Here is a 20405-nt window from a genome sequence, read left to right as displayed (position 1 = left end):
CCATTGGTGTCGAGATCGTCCGTTCTGCCCCGGTCGTTTCACCTACGGCGAACAATCCCGGGCCCGCCCGTGGGCGAACCCGGGAACGCGGTCGTCAGGCGCGGTCGACCGCGGGTTCGGCGGCCGTGCCGATCAGGTCGGACGCCCAGCCGGTGACCCGGCGGGCGATGTGCTGGGCGGTCAGGCCGAGGCGGACCAGCACCTCGTCGCGGCTGCCCTGGGCGTGGAACTCGTTGGGGATGCCCAGGTCGCGCAGCGGGACGTCGACATCGGCGTCGCGCAGCGCGGCGGCGAGCGCCCAACCGAAGCCGCCGTGGCGGCCGCTGTCCTCGACCGTGACGACCAGCTTGTGCTCGCGCGCCAGCCCGGCCAGCTCGGCGGGCACCGGGGTGACCCAGCGCGGGTCGACCACGGTGACGCCGATGCCCTGGTCGGCCAGCCGCTCGGCGGCGGCGATGCCCAGCGCGGCGAACGAGCCGACGGTCACCAGCAGCACGTCCTGGCAGCCGTCGCGGCGCAGCACGTCGACCGGGCCGAGGCGCTCGATCGCGGTGATGTCCTCGCCGACGGTGGCCTTCGGGAAGCGCAGCACCGACGGGCCGTCGTCGATGGCGACCGCCTCGCGCAACTCCTCGCGCAGGGTGGCCGCGTCGCGCGGGGCGGCGATGTGGATGCCGGGGATGACGCCCAGGATCGACAGGTCCCACATGCCGTGGTGGCTGGCGCCGTCGGGCCCGGTGATGCCCGCGCGGTCGAGCACGACGGTGACCGGCTGCTTGTGCAGCGCGACGTCCATCAGCATCTGGTCGAAGGCGCGGTTGAGGAACGTGGAGTAGATCGCCACGACCGGGTGCAGTCCGCCCATCGCCATGCCCGCCGCCGAGGTGATGGCGTGCTGCTCGGCGATGCCGACGTCGAACACCCGGTCCGGGAACCGCTCGGCGAACGGCGCGAGACCGGTGGAGCGCAGCATCGCGGCGGTGATCGCCACGACGTCCTCGCGCTCGGCGCCGATCGCGGCCAGCTCCTCGGCGAACACCGAGGTCCACACCGTGCCCTTGGACTTGCGCGGCTTGCCGGTGACCGGGTCGATCGGGTCGGTCTGGTGCATCTGGTCGAGCTCGTCGTTCTCGGCCAGCGGGTAGCCGTTGCCCTTGCGGGTGACCGCGTGCACGATCACCGGTCCGCCGAAGTCCTTCGCCCGGCGCAGCGCGGCCTCCAGCGCCTCCAGGTCGTGCCCGTCGACCGGGCCGAGGTACTTCAGGCCGAGGTCCTCGAACATGGCCTGCGGGCTCAGCACGTCCTTGATGCCGCGCTTGGCCGCGTGCAGGGCCGCGTAGAGGGGCTTGCCGACGACTGGGGTGCCCTGCAGCACCCTCTTACCGCCCTCGAGCGCGCGCTCGTAACCGGGACGCAGGCGCAGCGTGGCGAGGTGGTCGGCGAGACCGCCGATGGTGGGCGAGTAAGAGCGGCCGTTGTCGTTGACGACGATCACGACCGACCGGTCCGTCCCAGCGGCGATGTTGTTCAGCGCCTCCCAGCACATACCGCCGGTGAGCGCGCCGTCGCCGACGACAGCGACAACCGACCGCTTCTCACCGCGGAGCTGGTGGGCCTTCGCGATGCCGTCGGCGTACGAGAGCGCGGTGGAGGCGTGGCTGTTCTCCACCAGGTCGTGCTCGCTCTCGGCCTGGCTCGGGTAGCCCGAGATGCCGCCCTGCTGGCGCAGCTCGTCGAAGCTGTCGCGCCTGCCGGTGAGGATCTTGTGCACGTACGCCTGGTGGCCGACGTCGAAGATCACCCCGTCCGCTGGCGAGTCGAACACCCGGTGCAGCGCGATGGTCAGCTCCACCACGCCGAGGTTGGGCCCCAGGTGCCCACCCGTCCTGGTGACCTTGTCGACCAGGAACGACCGGATCTCCACCGCGAGCCGGTCGAGTTCCTCGTGGGTCATCCGCCGGAGATCGGCCGGTCCGTGCACGGAGTCCAGCAGGGTCACGCGTCGTCACCTCGTCGGGAGAGCGGTGTCAGGTGGGGTCTTGTGGTGTCGGCAGCGGTGCGGGTCTCGGCCCAGTCTACGAGCGCTCGGGCACCCCCGACTTCCGGTATCGGCGCCGGGAGCGCACCCGGCGATCCCCCATCCGGGTCACCGGGGTGCGGTCCGGATCACCCTGTTCCTGCTGGAGCGGGCCATCCGAGCGGCCCCGATTGGGTAGGGTTCCCGACACGTCATAGGGGGCCTGGACAGGGGGAAAACGCCAGTGGGGTGGGTACCGGCTGTGGTGTTGGCGACAGCGGCAGCGGTGTCGGTGTCACCGCCTGCGACACCATCGGTGGCAGCGGCGCGGGTGTCGGTGGGGAGCGCGGCGTGACCGGGGCGGAGCCGGTCGTGGCGCGCGAGGAGCTGGACCGGATGACCAAGGCGGTCGGCCGGGCCATGGTGCGGGTGGCCGGTCAGGGGTGGACCCGGCTGCGTGCGGAGTACCGGTCGGTCGGCAGGCACGTCGAGGTGGACGTGCTGGTCACCGGGCCGGACGGGGTGGCGCGACCGGTGCGGCCGCCGACCGAGGTGGTCGACGGGCTGGCCAGGCTGCGCGCGGGCATGTACCGGCCGGGGCGCGGCACCTGGATCGGCGGGGTCTACGAGATCGAGCCGCCGGGGACCTTCACCTGCGAGTTCGACCCGGACGTGGAACCGACGTGGCGCCGGGTGCCGCCGCCCATCGGGTTCGTCGACGAGCTGCGCGCGTTCCCGCGGTCGGAGGAGTTCATCCCGGACTGGTTCCGCGCCCGCGCGGGCATGCCGCCCGCCGTGTCACCGGAGGCCCAGTCCGCGGGCACGCCGCCGCACGGCATCCCAGCGCAACAGCCACCAGCGCCCGCGCCACCACTACCGCAGCCCGCGCAGCAACCGCCGCCGCCGGTCCCAGCGTCCCCGCCACCGGCCCCGCAGTGGCCGACGGGACAGCCGGGGCCGCCGGTGCCGCAGCCGCACCAGGGACCGCCGCAGGGTGGTCGGCACGCCGCTCCCCCGCCGCCGTGGGAGAACCCGCCGCCCTCGGGTGGACCGGGCAGGCACGCGGCCGGACCGGGCAGGCCACCGGCGGGTGGACCCCAGTGGCCCTGACCAAGCGACCCTGACGACACGGCGGCCCTGACCAGTTGGCCCTAACGGGAGAGCGGTGGCCCTAGCGCTGCAGCAGGGCCACGCACTCCACGTGGTGGGTCATCGGGAAGGTGTCGAAGGCCCTGAGGTCGGCAAGCGCGTAGCCGTGCTCGGCAAAGAAAGCGACATCGCGGGCTAGAGCGGCGGGGTCGCAGGCCACGTAGACGACGCGGTTGGGCTCACGGGCGGCGATAGCGTCAACGACACTGCGGCCCGCGCCCTTGCGCGGCGGGTCCAGCACGACGACGTCAGGGTCGGGTAGGTCGCCATCAGCGAGGACGTCTTCGACCTTGCCCGCGAACACGCGCACCTGCGGTAGGTCTGCCAGGTTCTCCGCGCCGTCCTCGGCTGCCCGTCGCGAGGACTCCACCGCGACCACGGCACCCTCTTCGCCCACCTGTCCGGCAAGCACAGCGGCGAACAGGCCAACCCCCGCGTAGAGGTCCCAGGCCGCGCCACCCTCAGCGAGACCGGTCCACTCCGCGACCACTTCGGCCAACACGTCGGCGGCGTCCGGGTGGACCTGCCAGAAGCCGTGCGCGTCCAACCGCCATTCGCGACGGGCGGCCTGCTCGACCGCGACCGACGAACCGAGCACCCGGTGCGGGCGCAAGACAGGCTTACCGCTGCGCAGTCGCCCCTTGTCCGGCAGCAGCTCACTCGCGTGAGTGCGACCGGTGGCGTCGACCGACACCTCTAGCTCCGCACCCGGGGTCCACTCCTGACCCGCGAGCACGTCGACGGTGCCGGGAGCGGCGATCACGCAGTCGGCGACCGGCACGATCTTGTGGCTGCGGTGCGCGCGGAACCCGACCTTGCCGGAGCGGTCCACCGCGAGCCGGGTCCGGGTGCGCCAGTGCTCGAGCCCCCCGGCCAGCTCCTCGACCTCGACGTCCCAGCTGACCCCCGCCAGCCGGTCGAGCTGCTCGGCGACCACGACCGCCTTGAGCCTGCGCTGCTCGTCGGCGGACGCGTGCTGCCAGTCGCACCCGCCGCAGCCACCGGGGGCGGCCAACGGGCACGGCGGCTCGACGCGCTCCGGGGAGGCCTCGAGCACCTCGACGGCGTCGCCGCGGCAGAACGAGCCGCCCTTGTCCTCGGTGATCGCGACGACGACCCGCTCGCCGGGCAGCGCGTGCCGGACGAACACGACCCGGCCCTCGGCCCTGGCCACGCAGTGCCCGCCGTGGGCGACCGCGCCGACCTCGACCTCGATCCGCCGCCCAGTCCAGTTCGCCACTGTCCCGCTGGTCATTTGGGTGCGTCCTTACCGGTAAGACCGCGGCGGATGGCGCCGGGAGCCACTAGGTCGCGCTCGGCGACCTTCTCCGACGACGCCAACTGCCACGGCACGCTTGTCACCATCACGCCTGGTTGGAACAAGAGCCTGCCCTTGAGCCGCAGCGCGCTCTGGTTGTGCAGGACCTGCTCCCACCAGCGGCCGACGACGTACTCGGGGATGAACACGGTGACCACGTCGCGCGGGTTGTCCGTGCGGATCCGCTTGACGTAGTCGAGCACCGGTTTGGTGATCTCCCGGTACGGCGACTCGATGACCTTCAGCGGCACCGAGAAGTTCTCCTTGTCCCACTCGCCGACGAGCTTCTTGGTGTCCACGTCGTCGACGTTGACCGTGATGGCCTCCAGCACGTCCGGCCGGGTCGCCCTGGCGTAGGCCAGCGCGCGCCTGGTCGGCAGGTGCAGCTTGGAGACCAGCACGATCGTGTGGATCCGCGAGGGCAGCACGAACGGGGTGTCGCCCTCGGCCTTGGCCAGCTCGGCGGCGACCCGGTCGTAGTGCCTGCGGATCCCGGTCATCACCAGGTAGATACCCGCCATCGCGGCGATCGCGATCCAGGCGCCGAGCAGGAACTTGGTGATCAGCACCACCACCAGCACCGACCCGGTCATCGCCAGGCCGAAGGCGTTGATCGCCTGCGCCCGGCGCATCCTGCGCCGCTCGACCGGGTCGGTCTCGCCTGCGAGCTTGCGGTTCCAGTGCCGGATCATCCCGGTCTGGCTCATGGTGAACGAGACGAACACCCCGACGATGTAGAGCTGGATGAGCCGGGTCACCTCGGCGTCGAACGCGATGACCAGCACGATCGCGAACCCGGCGAGGCCGATGATGCCGTTGGAGAAGGCCAGCCGGTCGCCGCGGGTGTGCAGCTGGCGGGGCAGGTAGCGGTCCTGGGCCAGGATCGAGCCGAGCACCGGGAAGCCGTTGAACGCGGTGTTGGCGGCCAGCACGAGGATCAGCGCGGTGACGATGGTGATGAAGAAGAAGCCGACCGGGAAGCCGTCGAACACCGCGCCCGCGATCTGCGCGACCATCGTCTTCTGCTCGTAGCCCGCGGGGGCGTTGACCAGCTGGGTGGCCGGGTCCTCGGCGACGCGGACCTGGGTGAGCTGGGCGAGCACGATCAGGCCCATCAGCATGACCACCGCGATGCCGCCCATCAGCAGCAGCGTGGTGGCCGCGTTCTTCGACTTGGGCTTGCGGAAGGCGGGCACCCCGTTGCTGATGGCCTCGACCCCGGTCAGCGCCGCGCAGCCCGAGGAGAACGCGCGCAGGACCAGGAACACCAGCGCCAGCCCGGCCAGCTCGCCGTGCTCGGCGTTGATCTGCAGGTCGGCGCTCTCGGCGCGCAGGTCGTCGCCGAGCACCAGGCCGCGGAACAGGCCGAACCCGATCATCAGGATGATGCCGACCATGAACGCGTAGGTCGGGACGGCGAACGCGGCGCCGGACTCGCGGATGCCGCGCAGGTTGATAGCGGTGAGCACCACGATCGCGACCACCGAGAACTCCACCTTGTGGGTGGCCACGAACGGGATCGCGGACCCGATGTTGGCCGCGGCGGAGGCGATGGACACCGCCACCGTGAGCACGTAGTCGACCAGCAGGGCGCTGGCGACCGTCAGCCCTGCCTGCTTGCCCAGGTTGACCGTGGCGACCTCGTAGTCACCGCCGCCGGAGGGGTACGCGCGGACGTTCTGCCGGTAGCTGGCGACCACGGTGAGCATGACCACGACCACCACGACGCCGACCCACGGGGCGAAGGTGTAGGCCGAGAGCCCGGCGACCGAGAGCATGAGGAAGATCTCTTCCGGCGCGTAGGCGACCGACGACATCGCGTCGGAGGCGAAGACCGGGAGCGCGATGCGCTTGGGCAGCAGCGTGTGCGCCAGCCGGTCGCTGCGGAACGGACGCCCGACCACCAGTCGTTTCGCCGCCGTGGAGAACTTGGACACGGACGCACAGCGTAGGCGGTCACATCACCGATCCGGCGCCCCCACCGGTAGGTTCGTCCACGATCGGGCACCACCGCCCCCGGTGGGTGCCGATCGGGTCGACCGGAGCGAGGAGGCGTTTGGCGTGCACGTGGTGATCATGGGCTGCGGCCGGGTCGGGGCCATGATGGCCGCGGCGCTGGAGCGGCTCGACCACAGCGTCGCGGTCATCGACAAGGACGCGCAGGCCTTCCGCAGGCTCGGGCAGGACTACCACGGCCAGCAGGTCGTGGGCACCGGCTTCGACCGGCAGGTCCTCATCGAGGCGGGCATCGAGCGGGCGGCCGCGTTCGCGGCGGTGTCCAGCGGCGACAACTCCAACATCATCTCCGCCAGGGTGGCCAGGGAGACCTTCGGCGTCGAGCACGTGGTGGCCCGCATCTACGACCCCAAGCGGGCCGAGGTCTACGAGCGCCTGGGCATCCCGACCGTGGCGACCGTGCCGTGGACGACCGACCGGCTGCTGCGCACGCTGCTGCCCGACGGCGTCGCCTCCGCGTGGCGCGACCCCACGGGCCGGGTCGCGGTCCTGCAGGTGCCCTACCACGAGGACTGGATCGGCCACACGGTCAAGGAGTTCCAGGGCGCCACCGGCTGCCGGGTCGCCTTCGTGATGCGCTTCGGCACCGCCGTGCTGCCGGTGGCCAAGACGGTCATCCAGTCCGACGACCACGTCTACGTCGCCGCCCTGTCCGGCACGCTCAGCGACGTCACCGCCGCGGCGGCCCAGGCACCCGAGGAGAGCAACTGATGCGCGTCGCCATCGCCGGAGCGGGCGCGGTAGGCCGCTCCATCGCCGCGGAGCTGGTGGGCGGGGACCACCAGGTCATGCTCATCGAGCGCGAGGCGGGGCAGTTCGAGCCGCACACCGTCGAGCAGGCCGAGTGGGTGCTCGCCGACGCCTGCGAGCTCGCCTCCCTGGAGGACGCGGGCCTGCAGCTGTGCGACTGCGTCATCGCCGCCACCGGCGACGACAAGGTCAACCTGGTGGTGTCGCTGCTGGCCAAGACCGTGTTCGCGGTCAAGCGGGTGGTGGCCAGGGTCAACGACCCCAGCAACGAGTGGCTGTTCACCGGCGCGTGGGGCGTTGACGTCGCCGTGTCAACACCGAGGGTCTTGGCCGCGATGGTCGAAGAGGCCGTTAGCGTCGGCGGGCTCGTGCAGCTGCTGACGCTGCGGCAGGGTCAGGCCAACCTGGTGGAGATGACGCTGCCGGACGACACCCCGTGGGCGGGCAGGCCGGTGCGGGACGTGAAGCTCCCCCGGGACGCAGCCCTGGTGACCATCCTGCGCGGCGGCCGGGTCATCGTGCCGCAGCCGGACGACCCCCTGGAGGGCGGCGACGAGCTGCTGTTCGTGGCGTCCGCGCACGTCGAAGGTGAAATCCGCAAGGCACTAGGGCATTAGACGACGAAGGCCGACCAGGGTGGACCTGGTCGGCCTTTCGCGTGTTCGGGGACCGTCAGCCGCGATCGGCGGGCTCGCCGCTGTACTTCGCCCGCAGCGCCGCCTCCACCGCGTCGTCGTCGACGGTCTCGGTCGTCTCCAGCTCCGCCTGCCGCTGCTTAGCCCTGCGGACCGCCCAGACGGTCACGACCAGGGCAACCGCGAACAGCGGGTACCCCATGGCCAGGCGCGCGGCAGCGAGCCACCCGGTGAGGTCTTCGTCGTAGAGCCACTTCTGCACGATGTAGCGGGCCGCGAAGATGAGTACGAACGTGGCGGTCGCCAGGTCGTACGCGAGCAGAGACTTGCGGTCCTTGCGCCAGCCCTGCCCGAGCCCGTTCAAACTGGACCAGATAACGCCGACGAGCGGCCACCGGAACAGGATGGACAGGGCGAACACGCCGCCGTAGACGAGGCTGGTCCAGATGCCGAAGAGGAAGAACCCCTTGGCCGACCCGGTCTGGTAGGCGATGAACGCGGCGATGCCCACCCCGAAGAACCCGGAGATCGCGGGCTGCAGCGGCTCCTTGCGGACCACCCGGATGACGGTGATCAGCACCGCGCTGCCCAGCGCGCTCCAGATGCCGACGGTCAGCCCGCCGAGGGCGTTGGCCAGCACGAACACCAGGACCGGCACCGACGAGTAGATCAGGCCGCTGATACCGCCCATCTGCTCGAGCAGCGTGGGCTGCGGCTCCTCCGGCTCTGGCTCTCCGGTCGCCGGGTCGGTCTCCTCGGTGCGGTCCGCGCCGGGCGCTCCCCGCTCGTCGAGGTCGTCACGGCGGTCGGGGTCACCCGACCCGTTGACATGTGCGGCCGGGTTGGTCATGGCACCGGTTTCGTCAGGGAGCCGTGGTCTGCAGCTCGTAGTACGGGTTGTAGAGCACCTTGCGCCCGTCCCTGACCGCGATCCTGCCCTGGGCCTTGACGGTCCGGCCAGGCTCGATGCCCGGGATACGGCGGCGCCCGAGCCACACTAGTGTCACGCCCTCGGTCCCGTCGAACAGCTCCGCCTCCAGCGTGGCCGCCGCGTCGCGCGGGCACAGCTCCACGGTGCGTAACCGGCCGAACACCGTGACCTCCTCACCGGAGCGGCAGTCGCAGGCCCGCCTGGCACCCTGGGCCTCGGCGTGCGTGGACAGGTCGTCCGCGTCGAGCTGGTCCACGTCGGTCGTGAGCCGCTTGACGAGACGATGCCAATAACCGTCCCCCTTGGTGGCCATAGCGCAGTCTTCTCCCGTGAGGGGGCCGTCCCCGACGTGCTTTTCGCGGCCCATGCCGAATCAGCGTAACCGCGCCGGGTGGGCACTGGACAAGGATCGCGGTGTGAGTGTGACCGAGCCGCTAATGGCGGTACTGCTACCGGGAACCGGTTCTGACGAGGTGTTCGTCCGGTCCGTTTTCGCCGGACCCCTCGCCGCCGTCGGCGTCGCACTGCGGACCCCGGCCCCGGAGCCGGGGAAAGACCTGGTCAGGGCCCATCTGCGGGCGCTGGACGAGGCCACGGGGCCGGTGCTGGTCGGCGGGGTCTCGCTCGGCGCGCACCTGGCGGCGTCGTGGGCGGTGCGCAACCCCGACCGGTGCGCCGGGCTGCTGCTCGCACTGCCCGCGTGGACAGGGGACCCGGGAGAGGCCCCGGCGGCCGTCGCGGCCCGGTACAGCGGCGCTGACGTGCGTGCCAGGGGTACTGAGGCCGCACTGGCCTCGGCAGTGGGCGGCGTCGACCCGTGGTTGGCCGACGAGCTGTCACGCGCCTGGACGGGCTACGGGGCCGGGCTGGCCGACTCGTTGCTGGTCGCCGCCGACGAACCCGCCCCGACCCCCGCCGACCTGGCGACCCTGGCCGTGCCCGCGGGGGTGGCGTGCTGCACCGATGATCCGATTCACCCGGTCGAGATCGCGCAGGGGTGGGTCGACGCGCTGCCCCGAGCCGAACTCGGCCGGACCACGCTCGCCGCGCTGGGCGCCGACCGGGAAGCCCTCGGGCGCGCGACCGTGCTGGCCTGGCTGCGCGCCCGCTTCCGCGGCTGACCTCGCTGGACCTGCCCCCTCGCTGGGGCTGACCTCGCTGGACCTGAACCGGGTGGGGGTGAACCGCCTACTGGGGCTGCTGCTGGGACGCGATGTGCTCGGCGATGGCCTGCGGCAGGTCGATCTGCAGCGGGGTCCGCACCGGCATCGGCTGCTGGCCGCGCACCACGACCGAGTTGCGCACCAGCTCGCGCAGCGCGTCCGCGCTGGTGTCGGCCAGCTCCGGGGGACCGGCCACGACGCCGCGCAGCATCCACCGCGGGCCGTCGACGCCGACGAAGCGCAGCGTCATCTCGCCGAGGGAGGCGCTGAGCTCCTGCCCCCAGGCACCGGCGTGGCTGCGCACGGTGGCGCCGTCGCCGCGCAGCTGCTCGGCCAGCTCACCGCACACCTCGCGCCACAGGCCGCCGGAGCGCGGCGCGGCGTAGGCGTTGAGGGTCACCTGGCCGACGGGGGTCAGCACGTGCACCGCGCGGACCGAGCCGGAGGGGTCCATCTCCACCTGCAGCTGCGCACCGTCGGGCACCGGAACCCGGACCGACCCCAGGTCGAGCCGGGGGAAGTCGTCGTCGGGGGCGTCGGCCTCGTCGTACGGGCCGTCCGGCGCCTCGATGGCCACCGGCAGGTCCGCGTCGTCCTCATCGGTGATCGCGCCGACCTCGACGTCCTCGTCGCGTCCGCGTCTACCGCGCCCGAACAGTCCCACTACTCCTCCGTCGCGTTTCCCGACACCGCCGAACCCGCGAGCACGTCGTGCCCGCCGGTCGACCCGTACCCGCCGTCGCCGCGCTGGGAGCTGCCCAGCTCGTCGACCTCGCGGAACACCGCGTGCTCGACCCGCTGCACCACCAGCTGCGCGATCCGGTCGCCCCGGCGCAGCGCGATGGGTTCGCGCGGGTCGTGGTTGATCAAACAGACTTTGATCTCGCCGCGGTAGCCCGCGTCGATGGTGCCCGGGGTGTTGACCACGCTCAGCCCCAGCCGGGCGGCCAGGCCCGAACGGGGGTGCACGAACCCGGCGTAGCCCGCAGGCAGCGCGATCGCGACACCGGTGCCCACCAGCACCCGCTCCCCCGGGGCGATGACCACGTCGGACGTGGTCACCAAGTCCGCCCCGGCGTCACCCGGCCTGGCGTAGGCCGGGATGGGGACGCCGGGGTCCGTTCGGGTGAGCAGGACCTCCACGCTGGGCACGAGCGGCGAGACTACCCTGGGGCCGTGACCGACACCTCAGGCACGGCAGCCACCGCGGCGCCGCCGCGCGCCGCCTACCGGGAACGGCTCTACGTCACCTGGTACTGGTGGCCGCTGCCGCTGGTCGCCGCGACGCTGCTGGCCGCCGAGATCCACATGGGCTACCCCGGTGTCCGCGCCTGGCTGCCGTACTTGGTGATCATCCCGCTGACGCTGCTGCTGGTGCTGCGCGCGGGCACGACGAGGGTCGCCGTGGTCGACGGCGAGCTGTGGGTGGCCGACGCGCACCTGCCGCTGGAGTTCGCGGGCGAGGTCGAGGTGTTCGACGCGAACCAGGGCGAGCGCCCGGCGGGCGGGCAGGCGGCGGTCAAGCGCAAGGTGCTCGGGCCGAACCTGGACCCGGCGGCGTTCCTGCTGCACCGGGGCTGGGTGGGTCCGCTGCTGCGGGTGCGGGTCACCGATCCGGACGACCCGACCCCGTACTGGGTGTTCAGCACCCGGCACCCCCGGCGGTTGGCCGAGGCGATCGCCGAGGGCAAGGCTCAGCGCGCCGTTGAGGACAGGGCTTAGCGCCCGAGCCCGCTGGGACCGGTACTGAAGGTGCTGTCCCCGGGCGAACCCGGGTACAGCAACAGCCGGGTGGGTACAGCAACAGCCGGGTGCCCTGCGTTCGTGGGCGACCCGGCTGTTCCCCAGCCCAACTCCCCCCGGGTGCCCGCGCGGGGCCCCGGGGCGCGCGGTCTCAGGCGCAGTCGCGGCAGACGAAGACGCCGCCGTTGTCCTCGGCGAGCCTGCTGCGGTGGTGCACCAGGAAGCACTTCGAGCAGGTGAACTCGTCGGCCTGCTTGGGTACCACGCGGACGGTCAGGTCCTCGCCGGAGAGCGCGGAGAGGTCGGCACCGGGCAGCTCGAAGCTCTCGGCGGTGTCGGTCTCGTCGACGTCCACGACTCCGGACTGGTTCTCGTTGCGGCGCGCCTTGAGCTCCTCGAGGGAGTCCTCCGCGAGATCGTCGGCCTCGCTGCGCCGTGGTGCGTCGTAGTCGGTCGCCATCTATTTCACCCCTGCGGTCCTTCAGGATGTGGGTCGTGCCGCTGGACAACGTTCCAGCGCCCCGGTTTGTGCCCGCCACCCGAGTGACGGAGGTCTCGCAGGCCGCGTGCGGTCAACAGGTCCCTCGGAATCGATTCCGCGGGCCGTCCTCGGCGACTGGAGCGGGCAGAGGGTAGCCCATGGCGGCCCGCACCGCGCACAGCGTCACCCTGCTGGGGGTGTCCGCCGTGGTGACGGCCCGTGCTCGGCGTGTCGCGAACCGGGCGACCCCGCTTGCCCCGCCCCGGTACCGCGTGGTGCGATGCGACGACAGGTGACGTCCCGCCACCGCCCGGTCGCGCTGGGCGCACCGCGCACCGGCGGGTCCGTGCCGCGTGCCGCGCCGAAACGAATAGGCTGAGCAGCGACGACCGACGGCCCTGGTGTGCGACCCGGGCCGGGTGTCCAGGGGGTGGGGGCCATGGGGTCCGTAGGGAGGGTCCACGCGTGTCGACCGGCGTTCTGAGGGCCCAGCGCTACCGCAGGCGGCGGCCGCTGCCCGCGGTGATCCTGATGGCCGTGCTCGGCCTCGTCGCGGGCGTCGTGTGGTTGCGGGTGATCCAGTCCGATGGCGCGGTGACCACGGCGCAGGCCTGCGCCCCGCCGCCCACCGTCGTCCCGGTGGAGGGCCAGCCGCTGCCCACCCTCGGCCAGCAGCTGCCCAGCGACGCGCTCGACCGCACGGCGCCGAGCCCGGCGTCCGGTGCTTTAGTCAGGGTGATCAACGCCAGCGGGCAGAACCGGCAGGCGGGCGCGGTCACCGAGTCGCTGCGCGAGCTCGGGTTCACCCAGATCGGCGAACCGGCCAACGACACGCTCTACCCGAACGGCACCCTGAGCTGCCGGGCGCAGATCCGCTTCGGCCAGCAGGGCATGGGCGTGGCCAGGACGCTGAGCCTGGTCGACCCGTGCGCCGAGCTGGTCCGCGACGAGCGCCAGGACGCCACCGTCGACCTGGCGCTGGGCAAGCGCTTCGACCACCTGCAGCCCGCCCCGTCCGCCCGGCGCGCGCTGGAGCAGCTCGCCGAGTGGGCGCAGTCGAACCCGGGGTCGCAGGGCGGCCTGCAGAACGACGGGTCGACCGCGGCGCCGATCGAGCAGTCGCTGCTGGAGTCGGCCCGCCAGGCCAAGTGCTGACCGGGCCCGTGTCGCTCTAGGAGACGCCCGGCCCCGCGTCCGTCAGAGCCGGTGTGGCGCTAGAAGGCGCCCATGCCCGCGTCGATGAGGGCGGCTCTGAGTGGTGCGGCGATGCTGGGTGCGGCCGCGTAGATGGCGTCCGCGCCGAGGTCAGTGGCCTCGCCCGGTAGCTCTACCTGCGCGCCTGCCTCAGCGGCAATCAGTGCTCCCGCCGCCCAGTCCCACCGCGAGAGCCCACGCTCGCAGTAGGCGTCGACCCAGCCCGCGGCCACCGCGCACAGGTCCAGCGCCGCGGAGCCGTTGCGCCTGATGTCTCGGATCGTGCCCATCAGCTTCGCGACCGCCGCTGCTTGGGCCTGCCGTCGTTGAGCGGCGTAAGCGAAGCCGGTAGCCATCAGCGTCACAGACAGGTCTACCGGCGCGGACACGCTCAACCGGATGCCGTTGAGCCAGGCCCCCTCGCCTTGAGCCGCCCACCAGGTGCGACCGGAAGCGGGTTCCACTACCGCGCCCGCGACGGAGACACCCGCCACCTGGGCGGCCACTGAGACCGCGTACCAGGGGTAGCCGTACAGGTAGTTGACCGTGCCGTCGATGGGGTCAACGACCCAGGTGACACCGGTTCCGGTAGCGCCACCTGCCTCCTCACCCAGGACCGCGTCCTCCGGGCGGAGCTCCCCGAGCCGGGTGCGGATCAGGTCCTCCGCCGCCTTGTCGGCCGCGGTGACCACGTCCGTCCTGGTGCTCTTGGTGTCGACGTCGCGGATGGCGTTCTCGCGGGTGGCCTTGGCCAACTCCCCCGCCTCGGTGGCCACGGCCACCGCGATCTCAGCTAGGTCACGCACCCGGCTATCCGACCACACCCCGGCCCGGCGGCTAGGGTTTGCCCAGGGACTGAATCGAGTACGAGAGGACCGGGGATGGGTGCTGCCCGCGGCTTCGGCGTGGACATCGGTGGATCGGGGATCAAGGGGTGCGAGGTCGACCTGGACGCGGGCGCCCTGGTCGGTGACCGGCTGCGGATCCCGACCCCGGAGCCCTCGACGCCGGACGCGGTGGCCGAGGTCGTCGCCGAGATCGTCGAGCGGTTCGGCTGGACCGGGCCGGTCGGGGTGACGCTGCCCGCGGTGGTCAAGCGCGGGGTGGCGCACTCGGCGGCCAACATCGACAAGGGCTGGATCGGCACCGACGCCGCGGCGCTGTTCGCCAAGCGGCTCGGGCGCCCCGAGGGCGACGTGGTCGTGCTCAACGACGCCGACGCCGCCGGGATCGCCGAGATCAACTACGGCCGCACCGACGACCGCGAGGGCGTGGTGGTGCTGCTGACCTTCGGCACCGGCATCGGCAGCGCGCTGTTCCTCGACGGGCGGCTGGTCCCCAACACCGAGTTCGGGCACCTGGAGATCGACGGCCACGACGCCGAGACCAGGGCCGCCGCCTCGGTGAAGGAGGAGAAGGACCTGTCGTGGGAGGAGTGGGCGCGCCGGGTCAGCCGGTACGTCAGCGGGCTGGAGAACCTGATCTGGCCTGACCTGATCATCGCCGGGGGCGGGGTCAGCAAGAAGGCCGACAAGTGGCTGCCGCTGCTCGACGTGCGCACGAAAGTGGTGGCCGCGCAGCTGCGCAACGACGCCGGGATCGTGGGCGCCGCGTACGCCGCGCGCCAGGTCACAGGGGGTTAGCGGCCCCTCGGCGACACCCCCGGCGACATTTCCGCCTTGGCGTTTCCCGGGGACACGCCGTACGTCGCTACAATGGAACACGGCCCACGGCGGAACAAGCCCGAGGGCTCTCCCCCGAACTCCCGGCAACGGCCTGGTCATCGCACCGTTTCAGGCCGTGGCCGCGATGGACTGTTGTGAAAGGGCGTACGTGGCAGCCGCACGAACCGCAACCCGACGCTCGACGGCGTCGGCCAGCGCCGCCAAGACGACCAAGGGCGCCGAGGACGAAGAGACGACCGGCGCCGCCAAGAAGGCCCCGGGCGCGCGCGCCCCGAAGAAGGCCGCTGCGGCCAAGGGCGCCCCCAAGAAGGCGGGCGAGGGCCCCGAGGGCGAAGAGCCGGAGGACCTCGAGAACCCCGACCTGTCCGACCTGGAAGAGGTCGAGGTCGAGCCGGTCGAGGAGCCCGTCGAGGAGCCCGAGGAGAAGGACCCCAAGGAGTCCGGCAAGGACGGGGACTTCGTCTGGGACGAGGAGGAGTCCGAGGCGCTGCGCCAGGCGCGCAAGGACGCCGAGCTCACCGCCTCCGCCGACTCGGTCCGCGCCTACCTCAAGCAGATCGGCAAGGTCGCCCTGCTCAACGCCGAGGAGGAGGTCGAGCTCGCCAAGCGGATCGAGGCTGGCCTCTACGCCGCGGAGCGGGTGCGCAAGTCCGAGGACGAGAACGAGAAGCTGCAGCCGCAGATGCGCCGCGACCTGCGGTGGATCGTGCGCGACGGCGAGCGGGCCAAGAACCACCTGCTCGAGGCCAACCTGCGCCTCGTGGTGTCGCTGGCCAAGCGCTACACCGGCCGCGGCATGGCGTTCCTGGACCTGATCCAGGAGGGCAACCTGGGCCTGATCCGCGCGGTGGAGAAGTTCGACTACACCAAGGGCTACAAGTTCTCCACCTACGCGACGTGGTGGATCCGCCAGGCGATCACCCGCGCGATGGCCGACCAGGCCCGCACCATCCGCATCCCGGTGCACATGGTCGAGGTCATCAACAAGCTCGGCCGAATCCAGCGCGAACTGCTCCAGGACCTCGGCCGCGAGCCGACCCCGGAGGAGCTCGCCAAGGAGATGGACATCACCCCGGAGAAGGTGCTGGAGATCCAGCAGTACGCCCGGGAACCCATCTCGCTCGACCAGACCATCGGCGACGAGGGCGACAGCCAGCTCGGCGACTTCATCGAGGACTCCGAGGCCGTCGTCGCCGTCGACGCGGTCTCCTTCACCCTCCTGCAGGACCAGCTCCAGTCGGTCCTGGCCACGCTGTCCGAGCGCGAGGCAGGCGTCGTCCGCCTCCGCTTCGGCCTCACCGACGGCCAACCCCGCACCCTCGACGAGATCGGCCAGGTCTACGGCGTCACCCGCGAGCGGATCCGCCAGATCGAGTCCAAGACCATGTCCAAGCTCCGCCACCCCTCCCGCTCCCAGGTCCTGCGCGACTACCTGGAATAAGCCGGCTGGACGCACCAAGGGGCCTGCCCACTCGTGTGAGTGGGCAGGCCCCTTGGCTTTGGCTCCCTGAGCTGCACCAACAGTCGACCTGTCGTAACCCAGTGTCAGAATCTTCGCCATGGCAGCTGCAGCGCGGCGCGAAGTCATCTCAGCGTCTCCGGAAAGCATGCGCTCTTGACGGCGCCACTCCGTCCTCCGAGGTGCAGCGACCTGCGCGACGGGAGATTCGCATGGGCAAGTCCGCATGGTTCTTGCCGTCGACACGGAAACCCTCCGCGAGATCGGCTATGCGGAACTCGCCAAGAGCTACTCGGCGAGTGATACCGCCACACAGCGGGCTGAGGTCGTCTCCCGACGGAGCCGGGCCGCGGCCAGGTGGGCCGACGACACATGAGTCACGGCGGCTCTCCGACAGATTCTCGGCTCGACCACCCACCCGGCCCGTGGACGAGGCAGCGGACCAGCTAGCGGATCGAGATCTGCCGAGGTGCAGACATCCGCAAGTCAGGTCTACGGCGTCACCCGCGAGCGGATCCGCCAGATCGAGTCCAAGACCATGTCCAAGCTCCGCCACCCCTCCCGCTCCCAGGTCCTGCGCGACTACCTGGAATAAGCCAGCCGAGGTAGCCGCGAACGCCGTCCCCGAGAGCACTGCGGGGGCGGCGTTCGCTGTTCGCTGGGGCCCCGGGAACTCTCCTGGAGGACGCCTGTGGTTTTGCCTACGGTCGCCGGGGTGTTCGCCGATGGTGAACGACGTAGGGCAACGCAGCCAGATCGCCTCACCTCCGCGCCGGGAGAAGCCCAGCGTGGGGCCGAAATCTCAGACCGCTCTGGGCCATCCGGGTTAATCACGGGCCGCCCGCCCCGAGAACGGGCGCGGGAACACTGCCGGGGGCCCGAGCGTCTGTAAGAGTAGGAAGCGCGACCACGGCGGAGAGTTCGCCGACGTGACCGCAGCCGAAAAGGGCACCGGGACTGACCGGTGCCGGGACGGAGGGAGAACTCCCATGACGACTACGACGCTCACCCGCCCCGAGCTGACCGCGGCCGACCGGTGCGACCGGTGCGGAGCGGCGGCCCAGGTCCGCGCCGTACTTCCCTCCGGAGGCGAGCTGCTGTTCTGCGGGCACCACGCCCGTGCGCACGAGGACAGGCTGCGCGAGATGGCCGCGGAGCTGCAGAAGGGCTGAGGCCCACGCTCCACCCCAAGCATCACCGACCGAGAACGGGCGGGACCGACGGGTCCCGCCCGTTCCGCGTCCCAGGACCTCTCCCGCTTCACTCCATAGAGGGATGCCCCCTCACGCTCTGCGCCGAACGGTGCGGCAAGGGCAGCTCAGCCCACTGAATGGACCACTGGGCGCAAACCCAGGAGAGTTACGCGGAGCACTGGGAGCACTCCCAACGCGGTCGACACCGCTCTGGTCCAGACCTGGTCAGCCGCCTGATCGGCGGCGACGCGACCTACCGGCCGGTACCCACGAGGGGAAGGCCGGACCCCTTCTCGACAAGGGGTCCGGCCGCACGCGGCTCCTGGTTCGCATCCACGCGAAGGACAACTCGCCTGAGCGACGCGCCCGCAGTCTTCTCGGCACGACCGCGCAACGCAACCGAACGGCGGCACGGAGTTCGCGGCGCACGTCCGCGAACGTCCACGCACGCGGCTGATCAGCCAGAACCCGCCAGGGTCTCGATCGCCTCCGCACCACGCCGCCGCCCGGGCCGCGCGGTGCCCATCCCCCGCGTGGTGCCGACACCAGCGCACACAAACCGCTCGTCGATCACTGCCTGACAGGGGCGACGCGGTGACCGGTCGCGGCGGTTTCCCCGACCGCGGCGGCTGGGGCAGGATCACGGCACTCCGCACGCCCGTCCGCATCCGTGGTCTCGACAACCAGGTGCACCCGGCGGACGTGCCGCATCCACGCGAACCACCGGGAGATCGTCCATGTACCTGCGTCCCAACCCCTGGCAGCGCCTTGCCCGGCGCGGCCTGCGCCTGGTCGTCTGGGTCGTCCTGCTCGTGTTCCTGACCGACGAGGTCCACTCGGGCACGCCGCTGCCCGTGGCGGTCGGGGTGGCGGTGGGGGCCACCGTGCTCGCCAGGGTCGTCCTCGAGTGGGTCACCCGCGGCCGGGCGACCCCGCGCGGGTGGCTGCCGGGCGCGACCGGCTGAGCCGTGGGAACCGGCACCGGCGGGCGACGACGTCGCCCGCCGCGCGGTTCGGCCGCGCACTCCCTCGCCGAGGCCCTCTGCGGGCTCCGGCAGGTCAGCCACCCCAACGTCGACACCTTCACCGCCCTGTCCGGGCTATCACCGGTGCGGGTGCGACTCGTGGAGAGCGGTCTGGTCGCCCCCGACCGCCCCACCCTCACCGCGTACCTGGAGACCTGCGCCCCCAACCCGGCAACCCGTGAACGCCTGCGCGGGTTGTGGTCGCTGTCCGCGAGCACTCGACCCCAGCCCACTCCCCCCACACAGGTGGTACCCCCCATGGCAGACGAACCGGCCCGACGGCGCCGCTGACCGCTCAGCCAGCCGTCACGGCATGGACATGTGCGATCCCTAGACCACAGCCCGGTATGGGGAGCCGCTAGATGCCGCAGAGGGGTCGGGCCGAGAACGGGCGGGACCAACGGGTCCCGCCCGTTCCGCGTCCGCGGGTCAGACCAAGTCCGCCGGCGGCTCGAAGGCCGGGTCGCGGGGTCAGACCGTGTCCAGCACCGATTCGAAGGCGAGTTCGGCGGCGCCGATGAGTTTGGCGTCGGTGCCCATGGTGGAGGTGACCAGGCGGGTGCCGCCAATGGCTCGGCTGACCAGGCTGCGTTCGGCGATGGTGGTGGCGACCTGGGCGACCAGGGGTGGGGGGAGGGCGGTGAACAGGTCGCCGAGGACGACCAGTTCCGGGCCGAAGACGTTGACGATGGTGATCAGGCCCATGGTGAGCCAGCGGGTGAAGTCGCCGAGGGTGGTGGTGATCTGGGTGGCGGTGAGGCCGCGCAGTTCGGCGACGACGACGCCGCGGGGGGAGTGTTCCGGGAGGTCGAGGGCGCGGCAGAGGGCCAGTTCGCCGACCTCGGTTTCCCAGCAGCCGTGGCTGCCGCAGTAGCAGGGCCTGCCGTCGGGGTTGACCACCATGTGCCCGAGTTCGCCGACGTAGCCCGCGGTGCCGCGCAGGGTGGTGCCGTCGGAGATGACGCCGCCGCCGACCCCGATGTCGGCGGCGACGTAGACGGCGTCGAGTGAGCCCTTGGCCGCGCCGCGCAGGTGTTCGGCGAGGGCGGCGATCTCGGCGTCGTTGCCGACCCGGACCGGGACGCCGAACGCGCCGGTGAGCCGGTCGCCGAGGGGGACGTCGGTCCACTTCAGGTTGGGTGCCTCGTGCACGTACCCGTCGCCGCGGCGGACGACGCCGGGGACCGAGACCCCGGCGGCCACCATCCGGACGTCGAGTTCCTCGGCGAGCAGCCTGGTCGACTCGATGATCCGGGTGATGATCTCCGCGGGTTCACCAGCTCGGCCGCGCAGGTTCCAGCTGTCGCGGCCCAGCAGCTGCCCGCCGAGACCGACCAGCGCGATGGCGACCTGCTCGACCCGGATGTCGACCGCGAGCACGACGGCGGCCAGCGGCTCGGGCAGCACCAGCAGCGACGGTCGACCGGCGCCGGAGCGGGCCCGGGGGACGCGTTCGGACACCACCCCGGACTCGGCGAGCCCGTCGACCAGGGCCTTGATGGTGCTGCGGTTGAGGCCGAGCTCGATGGCCAGCGCGGCCCGGGTGCACGGCCCGCCCACGTGCAGCCTGCGCAGCAGCGCGGTGCGGTTGTGCCTGCGCACCTCGTCGGGACGCGCGCCCGCGGTCGGTGTGCTGGTCACCTGCT

General features: G+C 71.8%; 22 protein-coding genes and 1 pseudogene. 13 read left to right on the top strand and 10 right to left on the bottom strand.

The annotated features are described in order from the left end of the window. Positions 1 to 94: 94 nt before the first annotated feature. Positions 95 to 1999 (bottom strand): 1-deoxy-D-xylulose-5-phosphate synthase, encoded by a 1905-nt coding sequence (gene dxs, locus LV79_RS11985; RefSeq protein WP_253835053.1) that lies wholly within the window; start codon positions 1997 to 1999, stop codon positions 95 to 97. A 369-nt stretch (positions 2000 to 2368) separates the two neighbouring features. Here dxs and LV79_RS11980 point away from each other — a divergent pair, with 369 nt between their 5' ends. Next, positions 2369 to 3127, top strand: a complete 759-nt coding sequence (locus LV79_RS11980) for a hypothetical protein (RefSeq protein ID WP_253835051.1) — start codon at positions 2369 to 2371, stop codon at positions 3125 to 3127. Between the two features lie 61 nt (positions 3128 to 3188). Here LV79_RS11980 and LV79_RS11975 read toward each other — a convergent pair whose 3' ends face one another. Both LV79_RS11975 and LV79_RS11970 read right to left on the bottom strand, forming a co-directional pair. Continuing rightward, the gene (locus LV79_RS11975; protein ID WP_253835048.1) at positions 3189 to 4421 is read right to left on the bottom strand and encodes a class I SAM-dependent RNA methyltransferase; all 1233 of its coding nucleotides are present in this window, start codon (positions 4419 to 4421) and stop codon (positions 3189 to 3191) included. Further along, on the bottom strand, positions 4418 to 6421 hold the full coding sequence (locus LV79_RS11970; protein ID WP_253835046.1) for an APC family permease: 2004 nt from the start codon (positions 6419 to 6421) through the stop codon (positions 4418 to 4420). Before LV79_RS11970 ends, LV79_RS11975 begins: the two co-directional genes overlap by 4 nt. A 124-nt stretch (positions 6422 to 6545) precedes the next feature. Between LV79_RS11970 and LV79_RS11965 the strand changes: the two genes are divergently transcribed. Continuing rightward, positions 6546 to 7211 carry a potassium channel family protein gene (locus LV79_RS11965; protein ID WP_253835045.1) on the top strand — a complete coding sequence of 222 codons (666 nt, stop codon included), beginning with the start codon at positions 6546 to 6548 and terminating at the stop codon, positions 7209 to 7211. Beyond that, on the top strand, positions 7211 to 7867 hold the full coding sequence (locus LV79_RS11960; RefSeq protein WP_253835043.1) for a potassium channel family protein: 657 nt from the start codon (positions 7211 to 7213) through the stop codon (positions 7865 to 7867). Before LV79_RS11965 ends, LV79_RS11960 begins: the two co-directional genes overlap by 1 nt. Before the next feature lie 55 nt (positions 7868 to 7922). Here LV79_RS11960 and LV79_RS11955 read toward each other — a convergent pair whose 3' ends face one another. Then, positions 7923 to 8735: a DUF3159 domain-containing protein gene (locus LV79_RS11955; RefSeq protein WP_253835041.1), complete on the bottom strand. Its 813-nt coding sequence runs from the start codon at positions 8733 to 8735 to the stop codon at positions 7923 to 7925. A 13-nt stretch (positions 8736 to 8748) separates the two neighbouring features. Beyond that, a complete protein-coding gene (locus LV79_RS11950) occupies positions 8749 to 9129 on the bottom strand; it encodes an OB-fold nucleic acid binding domain-containing protein (RefSeq protein ID WP_253835039.1) in 381 nt (126 codons plus the stop codon). Between the two features lie 124 nt (positions 9130 to 9253). Here LV79_RS11950 and LV79_RS11945 point away from each other — a divergent pair, with 124 nt between their 5' ends. Beyond that, positions 9254 to 9937, top strand: a complete 684-nt coding sequence (locus LV79_RS11945) for an alpha/beta fold hydrolase (protein ID WP_253836017.1) — start codon at positions 9254 to 9256, stop codon at positions 9935 to 9937. Between the two features lie 67 nt (positions 9938 to 10004). Here LV79_RS11945 and LV79_RS11940 read toward each other — a convergent pair whose 3' ends face one another. Both LV79_RS11940 and dut read right to left on the bottom strand, forming a co-directional pair. After that, positions 10005 to 10643: a DUF3710 domain-containing protein gene (locus LV79_RS11940; RefSeq protein WP_372495311.1), complete on the bottom strand. Its 639-nt coding sequence runs from the start codon at positions 10641 to 10643 to the stop codon at positions 10005 to 10007. Then, complete coding sequence (dut, locus tag LV79_RS11935; RefSeq protein ID WP_253835037.1) at positions 10643 to 11131, bottom strand: dUTP diphosphatase; 489 nt, start codon at positions 11129 to 11131, stop codon at positions 10643 to 10645. The genes LV79_RS11940 and dut overlap by 1 nt, the downstream gene beginning before the upstream one ends. A 24-nt stretch (positions 11132 to 11155) precedes the next feature. On the opposite strand from dut, the gene LV79_RS11930 reads away from it, so the two are divergent. Next, a complete protein-coding gene (locus LV79_RS11930; RefSeq protein WP_253835035.1) occupies positions 11156 to 11701 on the top strand; it encodes a DUF3093 domain-containing protein in 546 nt (181 codons plus the stop codon). 172 nt (positions 11702 to 11873) lie between these two features. Here LV79_RS11930 and LV79_RS11925 read toward each other — a convergent pair whose 3' ends face one another. Beyond that, positions 11874 to 12182, bottom strand: a complete 309-nt coding sequence (locus LV79_RS11925) for a DUF4193 domain-containing protein (protein WP_075973168.1) — start codon at positions 12180 to 12182, stop codon at positions 11874 to 11876. 486 nt (positions 12183 to 12668) lie between these two features. On the opposite strand from LV79_RS11925, the gene cei reads away from it, so the two are divergent. Continuing rightward, entirely contained in the window at positions 12669 to 13358 is a 690-nt protein-coding gene (cei, locus tag LV79_RS11920) for an envelope integrity protein Cei (protein WP_253835032.1), read from the top strand. 59 nt (positions 13359 to 13417) lie between these two features. Here cei and LV79_RS11915 read toward each other — a convergent pair whose 3' ends face one another. Next, a complete protein-coding gene (locus LV79_RS11915; RefSeq protein WP_285469248.1) occupies positions 13418 to 14203 on the bottom strand; it encodes an inositol monophosphatase family protein in 786 nt (261 codons plus the stop codon). Positions 14204 to 14278: 75 nt separating this feature from the next. On the opposite strand from LV79_RS11915, the gene ppgK reads away from it, so the two are divergent. The 7 genes and pseudogenes from ppgK to LV79_RS11880 all read left to right on the top strand — a co-directional run bounded on the left by ppgK (position 14279) and on the right by LV79_RS11880 (position 19050). Beyond that, a complete protein-coding gene (ppgK, locus tag LV79_RS11910) occupies positions 14279 to 15040 on the top strand; it encodes a polyphosphate--glucose phosphotransferase (RefSeq protein ID WP_253835030.1) in 762 nt (253 codons plus the stop codon). Between the two features lie 190 nt (positions 15041 to 15230). Beyond that, positions 15231 to 16523, top strand: a complete 1293-nt coding sequence (locus LV79_RS11905; protein ID WP_253835028.1) for an RNA polymerase sigma factor — start codon at positions 15231 to 15233, stop codon at positions 16521 to 16523. A gap of 244 nt (positions 16524 to 16767) precedes the next feature. Continuing rightward, entirely contained in the window at positions 16768 to 16917 is a 150-nt protein-coding gene (locus LV79_RS11900; protein WP_253835026.1) for a hypothetical protein, read from the top strand. A gap of 111 nt (positions 16918 to 17028) precedes the next feature. Then, a pseudogene (locus LV79_RS11895) lies at positions 17029 to 17136 on the top strand (sigma factor-like helix-turn-helix DNA-binding protein); the annotation flags it as partial. 394 nt (positions 17137 to 17530) lie between these two features. Further along, positions 17531 to 17713, top strand: a complete 183-nt coding sequence (locus LV79_RS11890; protein WP_092782351.1) for a DUF7455 domain-containing protein — start codon at positions 17531 to 17533, stop codon at positions 17711 to 17713. A 758-nt stretch (positions 17714 to 18471) separates the two neighbouring features. After that, positions 18472 to 18699: a hypothetical protein gene (locus LV79_RS11885; RefSeq protein ID WP_253835024.1), complete on the top strand. Its 228-nt coding sequence runs from the start codon at positions 18472 to 18474 to the stop codon at positions 18697 to 18699. A gap of 3 nt (positions 18700 to 18702) precedes the next feature. Next, the gene (locus tag LV79_RS11880; protein WP_253835022.1) at positions 18703 to 19050 is read left to right on the top strand and encodes a hypothetical protein; all 348 of its coding nucleotides are present in this window, start codon (positions 18703 to 18705) and stop codon (positions 19048 to 19050) included. Positions 19051 to 19230: 180 nt separating this feature from the next. On the opposite strand, the gene LV79_RS11875 is transcribed toward LV79_RS11880, so the two are convergent. Then, positions 19231 to 20400 carry an ROK family protein gene (locus tag LV79_RS11875; RefSeq protein ID WP_253835020.1) on the bottom strand — a complete coding sequence of 390 codons (1170 nt, stop codon included), beginning with the start codon at positions 20398 to 20400 and terminating at the stop codon, positions 19231 to 19233. Between the last annotated feature and the right edge of the window lie 5 nt (positions 20401 to 20405).

Origin of the sequence: Actinokineospora globicatena (assembly GCF_024171945.1) — a bacterium.
In the GTDB taxonomy this organism is placed as follows: domain Bacteria; phylum Actinomycetota; class Actinomycetes; order Mycobacteriales; family Pseudonocardiaceae; genus Actinokineospora; species Actinokineospora globicatena.
The sequence above is the reverse complement of the archived record's forward strand: the minus strand, read 5'-3'. Positions and strand labels throughout refer to the sequence as shown.